Below are 21,023 nucleotides of genomic sequence, written 5' to 3'. Positions count from 1 at the left end.
TTTGCGGCGAGAGGGGCAGGGTGGAGCCATGTCCAAAACCTTCCCTCCGCCGGTTCTAGCCGGTTCAGGTTCAACGGGTCCGCAACGTGCATCTCAGTCTTGGGAACGGCCCAAGACACCCCGAGGTAGGGCGGAACGTAGGGGGATGTGACAAAGATGGCAAGGCCAATCGAGTTGCGACACTGCACCTCAGGCGGCATGAAAAATTAGAATTTTTCAGACTGGAGTTTTGCAAAACTCCAGTTCCGGTCAGAGTTCAAATCAGAAGTCGACTGTCACACCGGGGAGGTTCAATGCCTTCATCAGGTCGCGCAATTCCTGCCGGGCTGCGACGTTGGAAATGTTGAGCTGTTTGACGCCAATATCCTTGAGGTCCAGAAGTGTCAGCCCCCTTGGAAAGAGCTCGCGGAAGATGACGCGCTCGTTGAAGCCTGGTGCTGTGCGGAACCCGATGCGTTTGGCCAGATTGTCGAGCGCTGCGCCCATCTTTTCCTTGTTGACCATCTGTTGCGCGCCCAGCCGGTTGCGCAAAACGATCCAGTCGATGGGTTTCAGTCCGGCTTGCGCGCGAAGCTGCCAGTGCATTCCAGACCATCTCGGAATAAACGGACGGTCCAAGAATTTTCTGCCCGTCGGTGTCTACATGCGCGAGCAGATCAAAGTCGATGAAGCTGTCGTTCAGGGGTGTGACCAGCGTATCGGCCAGCGAATGCGCCACCTGGCTCAGGCGGGTATGCGAGCCGGGACAGTCGATCATGATGAAATCATTGTCCGCTTCCATCTCGGCCACCGCCACCGAGAGACGCCGGTCATAGACGTTCTCGCCTGCGCGCAGCTGCGCGGGGTCAATTTCGGGCAGGTCCTTGTAGCGTGGGCTTGGCAGTGACAGGCCCTCAGCCTTCAAGAATTTTGCCCGATTGAGCGCATAACGCCCAAAGGTTTTCTGCCGCAGATCAAGATCAAGTGCGCTGACCTTGTGGCCCATGCGGGCCAGGGCCGTGGCCACATGCATCGACACGGTCGACTTGCCCGCCCCGCCTTTTTCATTCCCGACGACGATAATATGCGCCATGCCTGTCCCTCATATCCTGCCATGCTGCTCTGCAGGTTTTGGCAAGACTATAGGTTGCGCAATCCCCTCCGTGAAGCAGGATATGGGATTTGTGCACAAGTTATTGCATTTGCGCCATGGCAGGCCTTAGGCCGTTGGCTTTGGGAACTGAATGCCACTTCAAACTCATAGCGATCAAACGTAGAGCTTGCGGCGGCGACTTTAGATGCATCGGCCAGAATCCACAGGCAGGGCGCACCCTGTCACAGTCGCGGCTTCCTTCGGAGAGGCGAGGTACACGGCGGCATGTCCTACATCCTCAGGTGTGATCAATCGTCCAAGAGGTAAGGCGTCGGCAAATGTGGCGGCATCTCCTTCGTCCAGTTTACCGCCCGCGAACTCCGCCAACATTGGAGTTTGACCAACTGCGGGAAAGAGTCCGTTAACTCGAATCCGTTCCGGAGCGAGTTCAAGCGCCAATGATTTCATGAAATACGCGGCGGCTGCCTTTGCCATTCCATACCCGTAGAGCTGCGGTCTTGGTACGAGAGCAATGCCTGACACTGTGATGACGATAGAGGGGTCCTGTGCGTCTCTCAGAGCGGCGAGGGCGGCCTGGCAACTTTGAACAACGCCTATGGAATTGGTTTCGAACTGACGCGTAAGTTCGTTAGCGGTGGTATCTGATATAGACACCGGACGTTGGCCGATGCCTGCGTTGGCCACAAGTGTATTCAGCGAGCCCAAATTTTCCCGGCAGAATGCAATACCAGCGTCGAGGCTGTCGCGGTTTGTGATGTCAACCCCGACCCCAAAAGCAGTGCCGCCATCGGCGCACAACGCGTCAGCCATTTTATGAGCTGCGGCCGCGTCCAAATCTGCGACGACAACGCTTGCACCCTCTTGGCAAAATGCCTTGGCTATTCCAGCGCCAAACCCGGAACCCGCACCTGTTATGAATGCTGTTCTGCCAAGCAACCGTTCCATCGTCTTATTCCTTCATCTGCTCAATCCCGGACACCGTAACAGATCGGAACAGTTTTGCTTGTTCAACTTGCGACCTATCCATTGACACTCTCTGATCCGAGACACCTCAACAAAAAACGCCGCCCCGAGGGAGCGGCGTTTCAAATCTGTCAGAGCGCTCTGCTTAGAAGCCCAGCCCTGCGTATTTGTTTTTGAACTTCGACACACGACCGCCTGCGTCTGTGAGGCGCGCGCCGCCGCCGGTCCAGGCGGGATGCACCGAGGGATCCACGTCGAGCGAGAGCGTGTCGCCTTCATTGCCGTAGGTCGAGCGCATTTGCACGATGGTGCCATCGGTCATTTTGACATCAATGATGTGATAATCGGGGTGCAGATCTTTTTTCATGTTATCCGCTCCTTATGCCTGAGCGCCAGATTTTGGCTTATAGTTGGAATCTTCTGCGATACGGGCGGATTTGCCGCGACGCTGACGCAGGTAGTAGAGCTTGGCGCGGCGCACGCGGCCGCGGCGGACAACGGTGATGCTGTCGATATTGGTCGAAAAGAGCGGGAACACACGTTCCACGCCTTCGCCAAAGGAAATCTTGCGAACGGTGAAGGATCCGGCAATGCCGTCGCCGTTTTTGCGGCTGATGCAGACGCCTTCAAAGTTCTGAACACGGCTGCGGGTGCCTTCGGTCACCTTAAAGCCAACGCGCACAGTGTCGCCGGCTTTGAAATCGGGAATGTCCTTCCCGAGGGCGGCAATCTGTTCCGCCTCGATCTGAGCGATAATGTCCATCGCTTCAACTCCTATATGCTTGCGGTTGGTCCCGCAAAGTGATGCGCGGCCTCAGAGCTCTTGGTCTTCTTCCGGGTCCGCAGATGCGCCCGCCAGAGATCAGGTCGTCATATCTTGTTCTGTGCTGTCCTTTGCGGCGGGCCCCAAACCGAAGAAAACAAGGGGTATGCCACATCAAACATGTCCAGACGACTCAAGCGAGCCCCGGACAGGCGGGGTATAGGGGGAAAGGACGTGCAGATCAATAGGCAGGAAGGGTCGTAGCGAAGGTTTACTTCGCCCTCCTGATGACGCTCTATGACCCTGCCATGACCCACGCCTCTCCTACGATCCTGTCCACTGTGTCGAGCGCATTTGTAGACGACTGGCTGGTGGCGTTGCGCGCCCTTTGCCCCAAGGCGCAGATGGCCTCATTGCTCAGCCGCTCAGGCCTGAGTTCCGAGACGCATCATCCCAACCGCCGGGTGACGCTGGATCAGATTGTGTGCCTCTATCAGCTTGCTGCGGTGGAAACAGGCGATGAGATGATGGGTCTCTGGAGCCGGCCGATCCGGCCCCGGGCTTTGCAACACCTGCTGACGACGGTGAAAGAAGCCACGTCACTGGCATCGGCGCTTTACAGGTTTTCGACATTCTGGAACCTACTGCTGGATGACTACCAATTTGCGCTGGACCCGTCTGAGCATCAGCTGGTGCTGCGCCTGCAGCCGCTCGGGGAGGAACCTGTGCAAAGGTTTGGGCATATGCTCATCCTCAAGCTGGCGCATGGGTTGATGTCGTGGCTTGCGGGATATGAGGTTCCGGTCAAGGCGGTGGGGTTTGCTTTTGCGCGTCCCGAATTTGATCACGATTACGCCGTCATCTTTCCCGCCCCTTTGCGGTTTGGTCAGTCGGAGACCTCTATTGCGTTTGATGCGGCAAAGCTGGGGCCGGTGGAGGCGCGAAACAGCTCTGATCTTGACCGGTTTTTACAAAACGCACCGCGCGACTGGATTTTCACCAGCTCGCGGGAACATACCCAATCCCTGCGGGTGCGAACCTATCTGAGCCAGACCGCGTGGCATGACGCGACGCTGAATGATGCGGCGCGTGCGATGCATATGACGCCCCGGACGCTGATCCGCCGGCTGGCGACGGATGGCACCTCTTTTCAGGCGATCAAGGATGCCTTGCGCCGCGATATGGCCATCCGCGATTTGCAGTCGGGGCGCAAAAGCATTGAGGCCATCGCGCTTGATGTGGGGTTTTCCTCGGCTGCAAATTTCCACCGGGCGTTTCAAAGGTGGACCGGCAGTACCCCGAGCGCATATCGGCGAAGTCAGGCGGAAGCAGAGTAAATTTGTCACTTTTGGACAATAACCTGTCAATGCATGAGATGGCGATGTGAGGTCTGTATCGCCTAGAATGCCTTTAGATAATAGTTCAAAAGAGCTTTTTCACAAATTGATCTGATGCAGGGGCATGGCCGAAATTGGGTGTGCCTTGGCGTTATCCGAAAAAACCCGTGTGAAAGGACATCTCCATGTCAGACAAACTTGCCCCGATCCTAGAGGCCGCGCGCGACCACGCTATGCAGGTCATTTTGCCGAATGTTGATGCGTGGAACCGCGCGAAGACATGGCCACGTGAGGCGTCAGACAAAGCCGGGGCTGCGGGGCTGACCGGGCTTTACGCCCCCGAAGAGTTTGGCGGTCAGGGCCTGCCCTTGTCCGAAGGCATTCAGGTCTACGAACAGCTGGGCCTTGGCGATGGAGCCTATGCCTTTGCGCTTTCGATGCACAACATCTGCACTTTCGCGGGATGCGGCTATGGCACGGACGCGTTCAAGGCCAAATGGGCGCGCGATCTCACGTCTGGGCGCAAGCTGGCCAACTTTGCGCTGACCGAACCGCAATCGGGCTCGGACCCGATGAAGATGTACACGCGCGCCACGATCAACGACGATGGCACCTGGACCATCAGCGGCGCGAAAGCCTGGGTGAGCCTGGCCACGGAGGCCGACATCTATTTCACGGTTGTCAAAACCAGTGATGCGCCCGGGCACAAGGATATGGCGATGATTGCCATTCCGGCAGATGCTCCGGGGATCAGCTTTGGCCCGCTGTATGACACGCCATCCTACACTTTCCTGCCCATGTCCGAGATGTATCTCGACAATGTGGTGGTGAGCGAAGACAACATCATCCTTCCAATTGGTCAGGGCCTTCAGGGTTCCCTTATGGCGATTGATATTGCGCGTGTCTCGATTGCGTCCGGGTGCTGTGGCCTGATGCAATCAGCGCTTGATACGGCCTTGTCCTATGCCAAGAACCGCAAGATGTTTGGGGGCAAAAACCTCGATCTGGATGGCATCCAGTGGATGCTTGGCGAAGTTGCGACTGACCTTGAGGCGTCAAAGCTCCTGTACCGCAAGGCAGCAGAGGCGCTGGGCACGCCCGAGGGGCCGTTGATGGCCGCGCATGCCAAGCGGTTTGTGCCTGATGCGGCGGTGAAGGCTGCGAACACATGCACCCAGGTGCTAGGCGGTATGGGGCTGTTGCAACCCTACGGCCTGGACCGTCTGTCGCGTCTGGCACAGATGCTGCGGATCGTGGATGGCACAACAGAAATCAGCCGCGTTGTGATTGGTCGGGCCTTGCAAAAGCGGGCGGCGGGCCTGCCGGACCTGCCAGTGCCCAAAGGGTACGGAGAGGGCGACAGCGCTGACACGGACTTGCGCTACGGGACCTGAAAAAGGGTTTGCCTTCAGGGGCGGGAACTGTTCCGCCCCGATCTGAGCGACAATGCCCATCGCTTCAACTCCTATATGCTTGCGGTTGGTCCCGCAAAGTGATGCGCGGCCTCAGAGCTCTTGGTCTTCGTCCGGGTCCGCAGATGCGCCCGCCAGAGTTCAGGTCGTCATATCTTGGTTTTTACCGCTCTTTGCGACAAGCGCCCCGGGCCTAAGAAAACAAAGGGTGTCTAGCCACATCAAACAGGTCCAGACGACTCACGTGAGCCCCGAACAGGCGGGGTACAGGTGATGATGGTCTTTGGATCAAGTGCAGGTTTATTCTTCTTGGAGCGCACTTTTACTGAAACGCAACATTTATAGCTCCAAGGTTCTGTCCACGTATTTATCTAAATTTATAAATTTGTGATGCGGGGACACAATTTTTTTTGACTTTGAGTTGTGTGCTGTCTCGAACGTTCCGGAAAATGCTGGATGAAGACAGATTTCGTCTTTAGGCGAAAAGGACAGCCTACCAGATAAGCCGTACTCAAAGTCGGCATCCTTGTATAACTTATATGTTCCTTTCACCTTTCCGATAGCACCAATTTCAGAGAGTATTTGTCTAAACCGATGATAATCAATGTCGGGATGATTGCTCAGCGCGACCGTCCCAAACTGCTCAAAAACTTGACGTAGTTCGCGGCTGTCAAAAAAGCGTGGCAAGTTCTCGACCACACGGTCGCACAAGTCAGCGCAAAAAGGATACTTGGTTTGAAACGCATTAAAAATATCACCACATATATCTCCTTCTATCTGCTTTATCCCACCCAGAACGCTTGCATCGTAGTTAAATGTCTCACCGTTGGAGCTCTTGAAGATCGAGTTAAGCGTCATGATTAACTGTCTGGGTAGCAATTGCGTATGTCTGAAAATGTATACGAGTGAGTTCTCGTCCTTTTTCATAGTGTTTTTGGTTGTAATCGGTAGGAAGTCAGACAATACAAACTTCACGTCTGCACGCTTTGATAAGTCAACGGTGTCAAACCTGTTCAACCGTTGCATATGATTGTGACAGGAAAGAAAAACCAGATAGCGCCAAGCGGCAATCCTCATAAGTTCTAGCGGGCTCCAGTGCAGAATAATCGCATTGCCGAAGTCTTTGGTCACATTGGATGAAATAGCTTTTACTTCGAAATAGTGTTCCGCTGGAATACAGACCCTGATTTGCCTATAGGAATTGCCGAACGAGCCCGCACACTTTAATAGCCCTTTTAGGATTTGCTCTGTGCGATAATCAGTTAGATCATATTCTTCCAAGTTATCAAGCACAACAACCGACCTTTGATTGCTTTCTTTCAGAAAAAAATCTAAGTCTGAGAGCGCATCATGGTACCCATGTGCGATTGCGTCCAAGAAGCTACGAATAGAAGTTAGTAAGAATCCTATGCTATTGTTCAGTTCAACGCTGTTGGTTGCTTTAAACGCCTTTTTGAGGTAGCTATTATTATCTAATGGAGAGCCTTCGAGAGATTCCAGAAATGATGTAATTCGGGATAAAGATGCGGACGGATTGCTTCTTACAACTTCAATCATAAGCTGAATGTTAAGTACAAAATCCCAGTATTTTGCACAGCGTTCTGTTAACCCCATTTTTAGTTGGTTTTTCGAAAAAAGTGCCTGATCGACTTTTTCAGCCAAAACTGACATCTCGGCGAAGTTTAGGTACTTGAAGCGGCCTCTAAGTTCTGTTCGAGAAACGATGGTTGTCTTTCCAGAACCACGTCGACCTACGATGAACTTTGGATCACCTTGATAAGACTTCCAAACCGAGTTTCTTGTGTTGAAAATCAATGATTGAACGAGGTCATCTTCTCCGATGTCTTCGCTGCTTCTAGGGCCGAAAGGCTGGGACAGGGTAAAATACTGACGAAGCTGGACTTTTTGATAATGCGATAAGTTTTTTAAAACACTGATACTTGGTGCCACTTTAACTTTCTCTCACAGTAAAAATTCAATCATACGTAGTTTGAGAGTTGCCACTACTACCATTTTTTAGGTTAACTTGATGACTGCTAAGTGTCCACAATGCAAAATCTGGAATTGTGGCTTTGCTTTTTTCATTAGTTTCAGGACACGCCACTTATGCATATTTGGCAAGTTGTGGTTAGTAAGAGGTCAACTTTTCTTCTTTTCCCATAAATCCGGCCGCCTCCGCTTGGTCAGCTTTTCCGCCATCTCTCGCCGCCACTTGGCGATCTCGCCGTGATGGCCGGACATCAGGACATCGGGGATCGCGTGGCCCTGCCAGTCTGCCGGACGGGTGTATTGGGGGTGTTCCAGAAGACCTTCGGAAAAGCTTTCTTCTTCGGTCGAGGCCTCGTTGCCCAACACGCCGGGAAGAAGGCGCACAACCGCGTCGAGCATCACTTGTGCGGCCAGTTCGCCGCCGGTGAGAACGTAGTCGCCGATGGAGACCTCTTCGATCTCGTAGTGGTCAATCACCCGTTGATCGAGCCCTTCAAACCGGCCACAAATCAGTGTCGCGCCGGGTCCTTTGGCCAAGGCGCGCGCGCGACCCTGATCAAAGGGTTTGCCACGCGGGCTGAGATAGATCAGCGGTGCGCCGGGGGCGGCGCGGGTTTGGGCGTGCTCAATGGCACGACCCATCACATCCGGCCTGAGCACCATGCCTGCCCCGCCGCCCGCGGGTGTGTCATCCACGTTGCGATGCTTGCCCTCTCCAAAGGGGCGCAGGTCGATGGGGTCAAGTTGCCAGATGCCATCCTTGAGCGCCTTGCCCGTCAGGCTTTGCCCCAGAATGCCGGGAAAGCTTTCGGGCAGGAGCGTGATCACCACCGCACGCCAGGCCCGGGCGAGCCGGTCTTCGCCCTCCATCAGGCTGCGTGGCTGGAGCGAGGCGGAGATGGACTTGCGTCCGTGCGACTTGCTGGGGGGCTCGCTCATGCCGATCCTCCTGCCGCTTGGGTTGTCGCTCCGGCGCTGCGATATTTGTTGAGGATGCGGCGTTTGGCTTCGGTGGCGACCTTGTCGCTCATTTTGGAGCGGTTGATGGCCAAAAGCTCTTCTGCAACGCCGTGCGGCTGTACGTTCTCCACCGGCAAGGGCGGCAGGCCTTGGGTCGAGATGCGATACCGGTCCAGAAACATGCCAAGAGGCCCGAGTGCCGTATTTGCGCAGACTTCCAGCCGTCCGGCATCGACGGTTGCTTTGTGTTCAACCAGCCGCGCGGTCTCGGCAACGACATCCTCAAGCCGGGCGGCATTGGCCCAGTTCATTTGAAACTTGGCGAAGTCTTCGGTCAGACGCGTGCCGCGCAAAAGTTGGTAATAGACGCTGCGCAACCACGCCTCAGGTGCGCGGGTGGTGTACCAGATGTCGATTTTGGTCTCAGGCCCAAATCGCGCCAATACCCTGTCCACAGCACGATCCATCAGCGCGGATGAGGCCGCATAGGTTTCGACGCCGAACTTGCCCGGGATCAGGCCGGAGAGATCTTCGCTCGTGATCAGCAGGGGGCGGGAGGTGTCGTCTTCAAGCGCTTCTAGGCAGGCGTCGAAGGCCTCGCCAAAGGCCACGAGGTTCATCGGCTTGGGTTTGCGCGAGTATTTCCGCGCGGCCCGGATCACTTCCGGCATTTCGGTCATCAAAACATAACGCAGGCGCGGCGCCATGATTGAGTCATGTGCGGCCAGACCGCGTTGCAGGCTGGAGGTGCCCGTCTTGTGAAAGCCCGGATGCAGGATCACGTGCATGGCTCAGAACACCCCGTCAGGCGGGTCGGCGATGATGCGGCCAGCGGTCAGGTCAACGGTGGGCACCGCTTCGAGTGTGAAGGGCAGAAGCGCGGGCGCGGGCAGGCCAGGGACCTGGACTTCGAGGATGTCCGACGCGCCGTGATTGAGCACGGATTTCACCGCGCCCAAAAGCGTGCCGCCGGTATCATAGACCTCCAGCCCGATGAGATCGGCGTGGTAATATTCATCATTGGGCAGGTTCGGCAGGCGAGTGCGGTCCACATAAAGCCGCGTGCCTTTGAGCGCCTCGGCCTGTTCCTTGGTGGCGATGCCAGACAGCCGGGCGATGAGGGCGCCCTTGGTGGTCTGGCCGCTGAGAGTGATGGTAAAGCTTTGTGCCGCATCTTCGGTCGTGACCGCGCCATAGGCGGCCACATCCTCGGGCGTGGCGGTAAAAGCCTTGAGCCGTACCTCACCCCGGACGCCAAAGGCGCCTGCGATGGCAGCGATGCAGATGCGGTCGGTCATTTTGCAAAAACCTCGCAATAGGGATCAAAGCGTCCGTACTTTACAAAGTATCTTGAAGTTTCGTCGCCGCACATATCGAGATGGCGGTTTACGAACGTCGTTTTTTGCCAAAGCCCACCGAGCGTGAAGGCAAACACCAACACCGCAAAAATAGTTAGAAAGCTCACTATTGGTCGGTCTTTCGTAGCGACGATTGCTAAAGCTAGAATAGCTAGTACAACTGCTGCCGCTCCGCCGAGAAGCAAAATGACGAAAGTCATTGCGAAGTGCCCCCGCTCACACAAAGCCCACCCGCCATGTCGCCCCCAAGCGCGTCACAGGCTTGGCTTGTGTTGCTCCGCTCATAGAACACGCCTGCGACGAAGGCGAGCATGGTGAAGATCACAAGGCGTATGAGGCGAAACATGTCCTAGCGCTCCTCTATGGGCAGGGTGCCGCGGCGGTCTTCCCATCCGGCGCGTTCCAGCTCGGGGGATTGGTGATCGGCTTCGGGCCAACCCACACAGAGATAGGCCACCAGCCGCCAGCTTTCCGGGACATCAAGATCGCGCCGAAGCCGTTCGGGATCCAGGATCGACACCCACCCCACGCCAAGGCCCGCCGCGCGCGCGGCAAGCCAGAATTGCGTGATGGCGGCCACGACCGAGTAGCGGCGCATCTCTGGCATGGTGCCCGCGCCCAGCCCCTGACCTTTGTCGGTGGCCTCGTCGCAAAAGACTGCCAGTTGCACCGGGGCCTCTTGCATGCCCGAGAGTTTCAGGCGGCTATAAAGCTGTGCGCGGTCTCCGGCATAGCCTTCGAGCGCCTCGGCATTGGCCGCGGTGAAATTTGTCAGCGCCGCCTGCCGGGCGGCCGCACTGTCCAGACGCACAAGCCGCCACGGCTCACTCAGCCCCACGGATGGGGCCAAGAGAAAGGCGTCAAGACAGGCGGACAAAACCGTGGCGTCCACCGGATCGGTGCGGAAGTGGCGCACATCACGCCGCCACCGCATCAATTCCGATAGCTCGGACTGGAAGTCTTGGGAAAACGTCGACATTCCAGATCAGGCCAAGATCAGCTTTCCTCGGCTTCCTCGGCGGGCGCTTCCTCTGTAGGTGCCTCTTCTGCGGCGGCCTCTTCGGCAGGCGCTTCCTCAGCAGGGGCTTCTTCTGCGGCGGCCTCTTCGACCGGTGCTTCCTCAGCTGGTGCTTCTTCTGCAGCTTTGGCTTTCTCGGCCTTCTCCTCGGCGCGGTCCTTGGCTTTCTGACCGGGCTCGCCCTTGTTGGGGTTGTTGCGTTCTGTCTTTTCCGAATGACCAGCCGCTTCGAGGAAACGCGCGATGCGGTCCGAAGGCTGTGCGCCCTGGTCAAGCCAGTACTGGATGCGTTCCATGTTCATTTTCACGCGCTCTTCGCTGTCTTTTGGAAGCAGCGGGTTATATGTGCCCAGCTTTTCAATGAAGCGACCATCGCGTGGCATGCGGCTGTCAGCTGCCACGATGCGATAGAAGGGGCGTTTCTTGCTGCCGCCACGGGCAAGTCGGATTTTCATGGCCATTTTAGTGTTCTCCTTGGAATGGCGTGGTTTGGCGGGGTGAACCCCGCCCTACGTTTGGTGTTGTTTGTGGTGCTGAATAACCTCAGCGATGATGAAGTTCAGAAACTTCTTGGCGAATTCCGGGTCGAGATCGGCCCGGTTTGCCAAATCTTCAAGCCGTGCGATCTGCGCCGCTTCGCGGGTCGGATCGGACGGGGGAAGGTCATGTTCGGCCTTGAGCTTGCCCACGGCCTGGGTGTGTTTGAACCGCTCGCCCAGTGTGTAGACGAGAATGGCATCGAGCCGGTCGATGCTTTCGCGGTGCTCTTTGAGCAGGTCTGCGGCGCGGGTGGTTGCGTCAGTCAAGAGCCCATCCTTTCGGTTTAAAGAGGGGGTCGGCGTAATGCGCGATCTCAAGCTCGATACCGTCGCGGATCTGGCCCGAGGCGAGACGGTCCGGGCCGGGGTGGCGATAGACCGCGTCAGAGCCGTCAATCGTGGGCGCGTCAGGGTCCTTCACACAGCCAAGACGCTCTGCCAGCCGGATGGAATCGAGGTTCTTGGGGTCAATGTAGCTGACCGCGCTGTCCCAGTTGCATTCGGTGTAGAGGTAGGTCCGCACTTTATGTGTGGCCTCCAGCGCATAGCCATGACCGGCCTTGTCCGGCCAGATGATCCACGCAATCTCACGCTCGGGCCATTTGGCCGGGAACCAGCCGCCGGCCATCCCCAGGGTCTCATCCGTGGCACGGTCGTGGATCATCCACATGCCATAGCCGCGAATTTCCCAGTGCCCGATCTCGGCGGCATAGAGCATCCAGGCCTCATAGGCATTGAGCGGCCCGCCCATGAAGCGCGAGCGGTAAGAGGCGAAGGTGGCCTTGAAATCCGGGTAATCCTCGGATGCAGGGGCGCGCAGGATCAGCCTTTTGGTGTCCAATGTCGGGATATCGCGATGGCCCATCTTATGCCTCCGCCGGATTGGGGTGACGGTAGACGAGCGATGGTGCGTCATCCTCGGGATAGGAAATTTCGCCCACACATGTCGCGCCAAGGCGTTCCGCCAGAGCAATGGACTTGGTGTTTCCGGGAAAGATGTAGCTGTCGAGCACTTGAATGTTCAAGCTGTTCTGCGCATAGGCGCGTGCGGCTTTCGCAGCTTCCGTGGCATAGCCCCGGCCTTCCGTGTCTTCCAGCATCATGTAGCCCAGCTCATGATGCTGATCGCCGGGTTCAAAGCCGATCACCACGAAGCCCAGCAACTGTTCCGTTGCGGTTTCTTCAACAGACCAAATCCCATGCCCGCGCAACAGCCATGTGCCGACCATTGTGGCAAAATCATACCATGCGTCATCGCGGCTGAACGGCCCGCCCAACCCTTTGCCACGCGCGCTACAGGTGATTTGGGTATAGGCGTCAAAATCTGAGAGCACAGGCGCGCGCAATGTGAGGCGGTCGGTTTGCAGGCTCGGCAAATGCGCGGAGAACTCCCGCGCCTGCGCCATGGCCGCAGGTGTCGAAGGTTTTTCCATGAGCATGTCTAGGTCCGTCATGCGTAGGCCTCCGGACTGCCATCGGCGTCAGTCTCAAGCCCAAGCTCGGCCGGACCCGGGTGGCGATAAAGGTGCTCAGCCCCCATTTCGACATTGTCATAGGCGCGTTCGAATTGAGCGCCTAGCCGCTCGGCCAGAGCAACAGAGCGGTCATTGCCGGGCACGATGTTGGAGGTGAGCGTGGTCAGTCCGAGATCTTCATAGGCCCACCGCCGCGCGCGTTCGGCGCCCTCGAAGGCAATGCCGCGCCCCTCAAAACCCGCATAGACGACCCAGCCGATTTCAGGTTCGGGCCAGCCTTCGGGATCCCATATGCCGGTGATGCCGCAAGCTTCGCCGGTTTCTTTCCACTCCATGGTGAAATAGCCATAGCCCTTGAGCGCCCAGTGCCCGATGGAGAGCGCGAACCAGCGCCAGGCCTTGGGGCGGTCCTTTTCCGTGCCGAACCCCCAGGAGCGGTCTTTGTCCAACAGGAACGCGGCCAGCGGATCGAAATCCGCAGGTTTGGGGCCGCGCAGCACAAGGCGCGGCGTCTCCAAGGTGGGGATGGCGAGGCTCAGGGTCATGCGGGCGCGCCATTTGGGTATTTAGGACAAGAAAGAAGCATCAGGCTATTTCTTTTTGCCAAAGCCTGAGAGGCCGGGGGGAGAGGAGAGCCGCCACCGCCCAGACCGGGCAGGCCACCGCCGGGAAGCCCCTTGCCCATTTGCTTGGCGGCTTGTTCCAGCGCTTTGGGATCCATGCCTGCCGCCATGTCTTCGGGGGAGGGGCCGCCTTTGCCGAACATGCCTTTCATAGCCTGTTTGAGCATGCCGCCTTTGCCCATCTTGCCCATTTTTTTCATCATGTCGGACATCTGGCGCTGCATTTTCAGCAGTTTGTTCAACTCGCTGACCTCAAGGCCTGCGCCGATGGCGATGCGTTTCTTGCGGCTGGCTTGCAGGATCTTGGGGTTGGCGCGTTCTTTCTTGGTCATGGAGTTCACCAAGGCGATCTGGCGCGCGATGATCTTGTCGTCGATACCGGCCTCAGACATCTGCTTTTGCATTTTACCCATGCCGGGCATCATCGACATGACGCCTTCCATGCCGCCCATTTTTTGCATTTGCTCAAGCTGCATCTTGAGGTCGTTCATGTTGAACTGCCCCTTCTGGAAGCGCTTCATCATGCGCTCGGCCTGTTCGGCCTCGATGGTCTCTTGCGCCTTCTCCACAAGGCTGACGATGTCGCCCATGCCAAGGATGCGACCTGCGATGCGCTCAGGCTCGAAGGTTTCGAGCGCGTCCATCTTTTCGCCAAGACCGACAAAGCGGATGGGTTTACCTGTGACGGCGCGCATGGAGAGGGCCGCGCCGCCCCGTCCGTCGCCGTCCATCCGGGTGAGGACCACGCCGGAGACACCGATCTTGTCGTCAAACTCAGTGGCGACGTTCACCGCGTCCTGACCGGTGAGGCCGTCGACCACCAGAAGCGTTTCACGCGGATTGGCGACATCCCGCACGGCGGCGGCCTGAGCAATGAGTTCCTGGTCGATATGCAACCGACCCGCGGTATCGAGCATGTAGACGTCATAGCCGCCAAGCCCGGCCTGTGTTTTGGCGCGTTTGGCGATGGCGACAGGATCTTCGCCTTTCACGATGGGAAGCGTGTCGACGCCGATTTGACGGCCCAAGATTTCAAGCTGTTCCATCGCCGCCGGGCGGTTGACGTCGAGCGAGGCCATCAGAACGCGTTTGCCCTCACGATCCTTGAGGCGTTTGGCAAGTTTGGCTGTGGTGGTGGTTTTGCCTGAGCCCTGCAGGCCGACCATAAGGATGGGCGCTGGCGGGTTGTCGATCTTGAGCGCGCCGGGGTCTTCGTCTCCTGACAGGGTTTCAACCAGCGCGTCGTTCACGATCTTGACGACCTGTTGGCCGGGTGTGACCGATTTGGTGACGGCCTGACCTGTGGCGGCCTCTTGCACACGTTTGATGAAATCGCGTGCGACGGGCAGTGAGACGTCCGCCTCCAGCAAGGCCACGCGCACTTCGCGCAGGGCTGTCTTGACGTCATCCTCAGAGAGCGCGCCTTGTTTGGTGAGCCGGTCAAAAACGCCGGAGAGACGTTCGGAAAGATTTTCAAACATGCCTCGGCCTCCTTTGCCGGTTTCGGGATGTCACCTCTAAGATAGGGGCAACGGTTCAAACGATAAACGCCCCCACGGGCGAAACTCGCTGGTGGGGGGCGATCCCGGGCAGATGCCCAAGGGACCGGAAGAACAGATGCCTTCCGTGATATTGAGGGGCGTTTAGGCCTGTGGGGGCATGGAGTCAAGTCTGTCTGCGTTTCGCAAACTGGTCATTTGCACGTAGCTTCGAAGTCGAACACGCGTCCCGGCAGGGTCCACATCGTGTCAGGTGTGTGGACCTGAAACACCTGCCGTCGGCTGAGCGCGGTCCACCCTTCGGTGTCCTTGGGCAAGTCAAAGCTCTCCAGCGATCCGCGTGGCGCAAAGAGCGTGATCAATAGCGGGTCTTCATAAGCGCTTATTCCGCCAAGGTTGCCGTCGACGTTCTTGGCGTCAAACGAGGCGTAATCGGCAAAATGCGGTGTGCGGACCATGTGCACGGCGCGCACCACGCCGCTGATGGAACTGCCATCGGGGGCCACGACACGGATCGTACCGGTGGACAGGTAAGACACGGTTTCATTGCCCATGCGCAGAGCGCGGCCTTCGGAATAGGCAATATCGCCCTGCAATATAGAACCTGAAGGCAGTGTGCCGTGATCAGCTTCGGTCTCTACCTGAAATGTGGCAAGGCACTCTGCGGCTTGGGCTGTCAGGGGCCCTGCAGCAAGTAAAGTGGCGGCTAGACCTATCAGAAAGCGCTTCATCTCAGTTCCTCAATAGAAAGGTGAAATCCGAAAACGCCCCTTCGGCGGTTTCGGCCCCCGCGTGACAGCCCAGGCACGTGCCACTGGGATCTGTCTGAAGGTAAGTCTCCATCGTGGTGTTGCTGAGGTATCTGGGCAGTTCTCCGTGCTCGAAGATCGGATCGGGATTGGCCCCGCGCCATTGCGACGAGACGAGCATATAATTGACCAGTTTGGACCCGGCCAGTTTTGCCTGCCAGACCGTGTTGGTTTCCTGTGTGGGGCTAAAGATGTCCCAGCACCGAACGACCTGTGATGGATGCGCCGGAGTGCCTTCCAGATTGCGTGCAAAGGGGGTGTTTCTGACCACAACAAGCTTACCGGTGGTGCCTCATTGGTGGGGCAATCCGGGCAGGTCGCGTCAAACAGAAGGTAGTCAGAGATGGAGTGTGTTTCCGGAGGCAAACACCCGTCCGGAAAGAGGGATTGGGCGTATAGTGAATTGATATCACGTGCGTTTTGTGCTGTTGGAACATTGTCGACATGCTCGAACGTGGCCCAGATCCATTTGTCCCCGTTGCCGCTTTGAACCTTGGCGACGACATGCATTCCGACTAGCCCGAGCCGCACGGACAGGCATGCGTCTTGGTTTTCGAGAGTGTGTCGTTTGGGGATCGGGATTAATCCAGAGGCTTCCACATATTCGGACCCGGAACTATCCAGAATCCGCCAGGCTGTTTTGATCAGCACTGAGGCGGGCTGATCTTGATCCACGCCCAAGGGGAAGTTGATCTTTTGGTCAAACTGCGCCCGCTGTTCCGGGATATTCAATTCATTTTCAAGGATATAGGTGAGCGCAACGGTGTTCATTCGCTTTTCGTAAACGATAAAGTTGCCCGCTTGATCAATCAGAGTGTTGCCATCTGATTGTCTGATGTCGGGAACCACGGTTTCAGGCGAGGAGGCTTGGCACGCCGGATCGGCTGTGCGCATCACTTCAGTGCCACGGGCGTAATCGCGCCATCCATGCAGATTGCTGCCGGGCCGAACGGCATCCCAATTCAGAGCGACAAAGGCTTGCCATGCGTATTCATCGAAGGGCGCTTGGGCGGGGGCGTTGACGACGCGGTATTCAAAGAAGCGGCTGAAATCAGGCTGATCTTCGGGGAAGACCGGGCAAAGCTGATCATGCGGCTCCAAAATACAAAACGAACGTGGGGCCTCTTGCGCCCATGCCAGACCAGTGAGGCCGAGGAGGAAAAAGAGAGTTTTGACAAGAATTGTATTCATAAAGGTAATTTTGGATACAAAATATAACTTCTGTCAACAACTGGTTCTGATATGCTTGGTTTATGAAAGCTCCGGTTCGATCCTCTGATGCATTCGCACCCGTCAAAATATCCAGCGCGCAAGTGGCTGATATCGTGACGGAAATTCGTAATGACATTGTTAGGGGCGTGATCGCGCCGGGGGCGCCTTTGGGGCAGGAGGCGCTGGCAGAAAGATTTGGGGTGAGCCGCATGCCCATTCGCGAGGCGATCCGGCATCTGGAAACCATGGGCTTTGTGAACGTCGAAAGCAACAAGCGCACCCACGTGGCAGAGACCAGCCTGAATGATTTTCGCGACATCTATGACATGCGGCTGGCGCTTGAATGTGTGGCGATGCGGTCGGCCATGGCGCATCTGACCAACGCTCAAATTGATGGGGCTGAACGTATTCAGCAGGATATCGCAGAGGCAGACCCACTTAGTTTTGGTCAACTCAATCATGCGTTTCACATGACGCTTTACCGCCCCTGCAACCGGCCGCGGCTTTTGTCGCAGGTCGATATTTTGTTCAATGCGGCGGATCGGTATCTATGCATTTTGAAAGCCCCGCCCGGAATGCGCGCCAAATCCGACGCGGAGCATATCGAGCTGATCGAAGCCTGTCGCAAGCGTGACAGCGCGGCGGCTGAGGCGTGTCTGAGACGTCATATTGGCGACGCAGCGGCCTTGTTTGAAGAGCAGTTTGCGGAGTAAGGCGTGATTGCGCCGAGGCGCTGTCGTTACCCGTTCTCCCGCAAGATATGCCCCGCCAGATAAAGTGAGCCACAGATCAGGATACGAGCATTAGGTGTTTGTGCCGTGATCTGATGCAGGGCGTCTTCAACGCTGTCGGCGGCTGTTGCGGTGAATCCTGCGGAATTGGCTGCGGCGGCTGTGTCTGCGGCGGGCAGGGTGTTGGCCTCTCCGGGGATTGAAACGGCTGTCAGGCTATCGGCCACAGTGGCCAGGGGGGTCAGGTAGCCGGAGATATCCTTGGTGTTCAGCATCCCGCAGATCAGGTGCGTGGGGCGTTGGGGCAGGGTTGCGATGTGGTTCGCCAGAGCTTGACCGGCGGCGGGGTTGTGGCCCCCGTCGAGCCAGAGTTCGGCCTCGGGTGCGGTTTGCGCAAGTGCGCCCTCCGTCAGGCGCTGCATGCGGGCCGGCCAGTGGGCGGATGTTACGGCGGCTTCAATGGCGGCATCCCCCAAATTCAAGTGGCGCAGTGCGGCGATGGCCGCGCCGGCATTCTCGATCTGATGCGCGCCGGGCAGGTTGGGCAGGGGCAGATCGCGCAGGCCGTGCTCATCCTGAAAGATGAGCCGCCCGCGTTCGGTGGTGACGTGCCAGTGTTGGCCATATGCCAACAGAGGCGCACCCAAACTGCGTGCCTTGGCCTCAATCACGTCCATGGCGTCATCGGCTTGTGGGCTCACCACACAAGGCACGCTGCGCTTGATTATGCCCGCCTTTTCGCCTGCAATCGCTGCCAATGTGTCGCCGAGGAATTGCTCGTGATCCATCGACACAGGTGTGATGATCGTCAGGGCAGGCTTGGCGATGACATTGGTGGCATCCAGTCGTCCGCCAAGGCCGACCTCTAGCAATGTGAAGTCAGCTTTGACCCGTGACATGGCAAGCAAAGCGGCACAGGTGGTGATTTCGAAATAGGTGATGGGCGCGTCGCCGTTGGCGGCGTAGCATTCATCGAGCACGGCGTTGAGATCCGGTTCGGAGATCAGGTCGCCCGCGAGGCGTATGCGCTCGTGAAACCGGGCAAGGTGCGGTGATGTATAGGCATGGGCGCGTTGGCCTGCGCCTTCGATCCCGGCGCGGATCATGGCAAGGGTGGAGCCTTTGCCATTGGTTCCGGCGATATGGATGACGGGGGGCAGTGCCTCTTGCGGGTTGCCGAGGCGATCCAGCAGGCGCCAGACCCGATCCAGAGTGAGATCGATGATCTTGGGGTGCAGCGACATCATCCGCTCAAGGATGACGTCCGAGGATGTGGGGCTCATGTCTTGGGGGTGTCTTTCGCGTCGGGCGCTTCCGTGGCGTCCGATTTTGCGGCCTCGGGGGTCTCGTCGGCTTCCGGGGCTGGCAGGTCGCCTTTCACGGCAGGTGGCAATCCCAGGAGCATGCGCGTGATGGTGATCAGTTCATCGCGCATGTCACCACGAGGCGTGACACGGTCGAGCATGCCGTGGTCGAGCAGGTATTCGGCGCGCTGGAACCCTTCGGGCAGTTTTTCACGGATTGTCTGTTCGATCACACGGGGGCCGGCAAAGCAGATAAGCGCGTTGGGTTCTGCGATATGCACATCACCCAGCATCGCGTAGGACGCGGTCACGCCGCCGGTGGTGGGGTGCGTGAGCACGACGATATAGGGCAAGTTGGCTTCTTTGAGCATCTGCACGGCCACGGTTGTGCGCGGCATTTGCATCAGGCTCAGGATGCCTTCTTGCATTCGTGCGCCGCCAGCGGCGGAAAACAGGATCAGAGGACGTTTGTGCTTCACCGCTTCTTCTGCCGCCTTGATGATGGCGTTGCCCACATACATGCCCATCGACCCGGCCATGAAGGAAAAATCCTGGGCCGCAACGATCACCGGGGTACGCCCGATTTCGCCAGAGGCCACGAGCATGGCGTCTTTTTCGCCTGTGTCCTTCTGCGCGGTTTTCATACGATCGGGGTATTTCTTTTGGTCACGGAACTGCAGAGGATCCGCCGTGGGCAGGGGAACCTCTATTTCGGCAAAGGCCCCGCCGTCGAAGAGTGTTTCAAAGCGGTCCCGCGGTGTAATGGGCATATGATGTCCGCAAGACGTGCAGACATTCAGGTTTTCTTTTAGCTCGCGGTGAAAGAGCATCGTGCCGCATTCATCGCATTTCGACCAAAGGTTTTCGGGCACTTCGCGGCGCGAAAAGATCGAATTGATGCGTGGCCGCACGTAGTTGGTGATCCAGTTCATAGGTGCGACTGCCCCTTTATCCCGTAGCTTTCCCTGAAATAATGGGGGTTGCGGGGAAATGCAATCAGCGGCGCAAGGCCAGCCGTATCGTCAGCCAGCTGACAAAGAGCATCATCAGGTCCACAGGGGCCCAAGCCCAGACGGCGCGATCATCACTGATTTCAAAAGGATAGGTGTAAAGCGCCATGCCATCGAAGTAGCCAGACGGCGCAGCGACGAATATGGCATAGAAATTGTTGAAGAAATGCAGGGCAACGGCGGGTCCCAAAGTTCCTGAGCGCGCGGTCAAATCAGCAGCAACGACGCCGAAGGCTGTGGCCCAGAGCACGACAAGCCAGGCGTTGTTGCCATTAAGCTCAGCGTCATAGTGCAACAGACCGAATATGACGGATGGCAGCACAATCCAGACAAGCGGGCGACCATAGCGCGCCGCAAGCTGGCTTTGCATATACCCGCGAAACAAGACCTCTTCGGCACCGACCTGAATGAGCAGGGCGGGCAGGGCGAGGGGCAGATAGAGGATCCAGGTGCCAAATTCCAGGTTGAGCTGTGGGGCAATGTCGGGATCGCTGGGCATGAAAACCATCAGCACGACATAAAGCCCTAGCAGATAGCCGCAGGTTCTTTTGAACTGGAACTTTGCCGTGTTCCAGTCGCCAATCACGCTGCCAAGGCTGCGGCCATGGACCTGCCGTAACGCGATTTCGAGGGCTGCCAGCACGAAAACGAAGATGAAGAGGTTCACCAGAACCCCGGTTGGGTCGCTGGCCTTGTCCAAAGAGCTGTCCAATGCGGCGCGCGCGTCCTCGCTCATGGCAGAGTTGAGCACCGCTGAGGTGAGCATCACAAAGGTGAACACCAGCACAACACAAAGCACCAGCCCCAGGATCAGACGCAGAGGTGTCGCGCTGGGCCGTGCGGGAGCGACAAGCTGTTCAAAGGCGGAATAGGCGCGACGCATGACGCAAAGCTAGGGCTGCGGGCCGGGACCTGCAATGTTTCTTAA

General features: G+C 57.5%; 22 protein-coding genes, 3 pseudogenes and 1 riboswitch. Of the genes and pseudogenes, 3 read left to right on the top strand and 22 right to left on the bottom strand.

Going from position 1 to position 21,023, the window contains the following annotated elements:
- Positions 1-24 precede the first annotated feature (24 nt).
- Positions 25-133, bottom strand: a riboswitch (TPP riboswitch).
- Between the two features lie 128 nt (positions 134-261).
- The 4 genes and pseudogenes from RZS32_RS05470 to rplS form a co-directional block, all read right to left on the bottom strand.
- Positions 262-1,072 (bottom strand): annotated as a pseudogene (locus tag RZS32_RS05470) (division plane positioning ATPase MipZ).
- Positions 1,073-1,273: 201 nt separating this feature from the next.
- The gene (locus RZS32_RS05465) at positions 1,274-2,038 is read right to left on the bottom strand and encodes an SDR family NAD(P)-dependent oxidoreductase (RefSeq protein WP_317056015.1); all 765 of its coding nucleotides are present in this window, start codon (positions 2,036-2,038) and stop codon (positions 1,274-1,276) included.
- 163 nt (positions 2,039-2,201) lie between these two features.
- Positions 2,202-2,423, bottom strand: coding sequence for a 50S ribosomal protein L31 (gene rpmE / locus RZS32_RS05460; RefSeq protein ID WP_317056014.1), 222 nt, complete (start codon positions 2,421-2,423; stop codon positions 2,202-2,204).
- Positions 2,424-2,435: 12 nt separating this feature from the next.
- Positions 2,436-2,819, bottom strand: coding sequence for a 50S ribosomal protein L19 (gene rplS, locus RZS32_RS05455; protein ID WP_317056013.1), 384 nt, complete (start codon positions 2,817-2,819; stop codon positions 2,436-2,438).
- Between the two features lie 308 nt (positions 2,820-3,127).
- On the opposite strand from rplS, the gene RZS32_RS05450 reads away from it, so the two are divergent.
- Positions 3,128-4,156, top strand: coding sequence for a helix-turn-helix domain-containing protein (locus RZS32_RS05450; protein WP_422395957.1), 1,029 nt, complete (start codon positions 3,128-3,130; stop codon positions 4,154-4,156).
- Positions 4,157-4,341: 185 nt separating this feature from the next.
- Complete coding sequence (locus tag RZS32_RS05445) at positions 4,342-5,550, top strand: acyl-CoA dehydrogenase family protein (RefSeq protein ID WP_317056011.1); 1,209 nt, start codon at positions 4,342-4,344, stop codon at positions 5,548-5,550.
- A 357-nt stretch (positions 5,551-5,907) separates the two neighbouring features.
- Here the strand turns inward: RZS32_RS05445 and RZS32_RS05440 are convergent, their stop codons facing one another.
- From RZS32_RS05440 to RZS32_RS05370, 15 genes and pseudogenes are all read right to left on the bottom strand, one after another.
- Positions 5,908-7,518, bottom strand: a complete 1,611-nt coding sequence (locus RZS32_RS05440) for a P-loop ATPase, Sll1717 family (protein WP_317056010.1) — start codon at positions 7,516-7,518, stop codon at positions 5,908-5,910.
- Between the two features lie 189 nt (positions 7,519-7,707).
- Positions 7,708-8,496: a tRNA (guanosine(37)-N1)-methyltransferase TrmD gene (trmD, locus tag RZS32_RS05435; protein ID WP_317056009.1), complete on the bottom strand. Its 789-nt coding sequence runs from the start codon at positions 8,494-8,496 to the stop codon at positions 7,708-7,710.
- Complete coding sequence (locus tag RZS32_RS05430) at positions 8,493-9,305, bottom strand: hypothetical protein (RefSeq protein ID WP_317056008.1); 813 nt, start codon at positions 9,303-9,305, stop codon at positions 8,493-8,495. The genes trmD and RZS32_RS05430 overlap by 4 nt, the downstream gene beginning before the upstream one ends.
- 3 nt (positions 9,306-9,308) lie before the next feature.
- Positions 9,309-9,815, bottom strand: coding sequence for a ribosome maturation factor RimM (gene rimM / locus RZS32_RS05425; protein WP_317056007.1), 507 nt, complete (start codon positions 9,813-9,815; stop codon positions 9,309-9,311).
- On the bottom strand, positions 9,812-10,075 hold the full coding sequence (locus tag RZS32_RS05420) for a hypothetical protein (protein ID WP_317056006.1): 264 nt from the start codon (positions 10,073-10,075) through the stop codon (positions 9,812-9,814). The genes rimM and RZS32_RS05420 overlap by 4 nt, the downstream gene beginning before the upstream one ends.
- Positions 10,072-10,221, bottom strand: a complete 150-nt coding sequence (locus tag RZS32_RS05415; RefSeq protein WP_317056005.1) for a hypothetical protein — start codon at positions 10,219-10,221, stop codon at positions 10,072-10,074. The genes RZS32_RS05420 and RZS32_RS05415 overlap by 4 nt, the downstream gene beginning before the upstream one ends.
- 3 nt (positions 10,222-10,224) lie before the next feature.
- Positions 10,225-10,854 carry a 5,6-dimethylbenzimidazole synthase gene (gene bluB / locus RZS32_RS05410; RefSeq protein WP_317056004.1) on the bottom strand — a complete coding sequence of 210 codons (630 nt, stop codon included), beginning with the start codon at positions 10,852-10,854 and terminating at the stop codon, positions 10,225-10,227.
- A 107-nt stretch (positions 10,855-10,961) separates the two neighbouring features.
- Positions 10,962-11,354: pseudogene (rpsP, locus tag RZS32_RS05405) on the bottom strand (30S ribosomal protein S16); the annotation flags it as partial.
- A gap of 48 nt (positions 11,355-11,402) precedes the next feature.
- Positions 11,403-11,699, bottom strand: coding sequence for a chorismate mutase (locus RZS32_RS05400; RefSeq protein ID WP_317056002.1), 297 nt, complete (start codon positions 11,697-11,699; stop codon positions 11,403-11,405).
- On the bottom strand, positions 11,692-12,297 hold the full coding sequence (locus RZS32_RS05395) for a GNAT family N-acetyltransferase (protein ID WP_317056001.1): 606 nt from the start codon (positions 12,295-12,297) through the stop codon (positions 11,692-11,694). The genes RZS32_RS05400 and RZS32_RS05395 overlap by 8 nt, the downstream gene beginning before the upstream one ends.
- A 1-nt stretch (position 12,298) precedes the next feature.
- A complete protein-coding gene (locus RZS32_RS05390; protein ID WP_317056000.1) occupies positions 12,299-12,886 on the bottom strand; it encodes a GNAT family N-acetyltransferase in 588 nt (195 codons plus the stop codon).
- A complete protein-coding gene (locus RZS32_RS05385) occupies positions 12,883-13,452 on the bottom strand; it encodes a GNAT family N-acetyltransferase (RefSeq protein WP_317055999.1) in 570 nt (189 codons plus the stop codon). Before RZS32_RS05385 ends, RZS32_RS05390 begins: the two co-directional genes overlap by 4 nt.
- A 45-nt stretch (positions 13,453-13,497) precedes the next feature.
- Positions 13,498-15,011 (bottom strand): annotated as a pseudogene (gene ffh / locus RZS32_RS05380) (signal recognition particle protein).
- Positions 15,012-15,223: 212 nt separating this feature from the next.
- Positions 15,224-15,760: a hypothetical protein gene (locus RZS32_RS05375; RefSeq protein WP_317055998.1), complete on the bottom strand. Its 537-nt coding sequence runs from the start codon at positions 15,758-15,760 to the stop codon at positions 15,224-15,226.
- Positions 15,761-15,769: 9 nt separating this feature from the next.
- Complete coding sequence (locus tag RZS32_RS05370; RefSeq protein ID WP_339106831.1) at positions 15,770-17,029, bottom strand: hypothetical protein; 1,260 nt, start codon at positions 17,027-17,029, stop codon at positions 15,770-15,772.
- A 62-nt stretch (positions 17,030-17,091) separates the two neighbouring features.
- On the opposite strand from RZS32_RS05370, the gene RZS32_RS05365 reads away from it, so the two are divergent.
- Complete coding sequence (locus RZS32_RS05365) at positions 17,092-17,763, top strand: GntR family transcriptional regulator (protein ID WP_317055994.1); 672 nt, start codon at positions 17,092-17,094, stop codon at positions 17,761-17,763.
- A gap of 26 nt (positions 17,764-17,789) precedes the next feature.
- Here the strand turns inward: RZS32_RS05365 and RZS32_RS05360 are convergent, their stop codons facing one another.
- From RZS32_RS05360 to RZS32_RS05350, 3 genes are all read right to left on the bottom strand, one after another.
- Positions 17,790-19,064 (bottom strand): bifunctional folylpolyglutamate synthase/dihydrofolate synthase, encoded by a 1,275-nt coding sequence (locus RZS32_RS05360; RefSeq protein ID WP_317055993.1) that lies wholly within the window; start codon positions 19,062-19,064, stop codon positions 17,790-17,792.
- On the bottom strand, positions 19,061-20,017 hold the full coding sequence (gene accD, locus RZS32_RS05355; protein ID WP_317055992.1) for an acetyl-CoA carboxylase, carboxyltransferase subunit beta: 957 nt from the start codon (positions 20,015-20,017) through the stop codon (positions 19,061-19,063). The genes RZS32_RS05360 and accD overlap by 4 nt, the downstream gene beginning before the upstream one ends.
- Positions 20,018-20,081: 64 nt before the next feature.
- Positions 20,082-20,978 carry a CPBP family intramembrane glutamic endopeptidase gene (locus tag RZS32_RS05350; protein ID WP_317055991.1) on the bottom strand — a complete coding sequence of 299 codons (897 nt, stop codon included), beginning with the start codon at positions 20,976-20,978 and terminating at the stop codon, positions 20,082-20,084.
- Between the last annotated feature and the right edge of the window lie 45 nt (positions 20,979-21,023).

It is taken from the genome of Roseovarius sp. W115, from assembly GCF_032842945.2.
Classification (GTDB): Bacteria; Pseudomonadota; Alphaproteobacteria; order Rhodobacterales; family Rhodobacteraceae; genus Roseovarius; species Roseovarius rhodophyticola.
The sequence above is the reverse complement of the archived record's forward strand: the minus strand, read 5'-3'. Positions and strand labels throughout refer to the sequence as shown.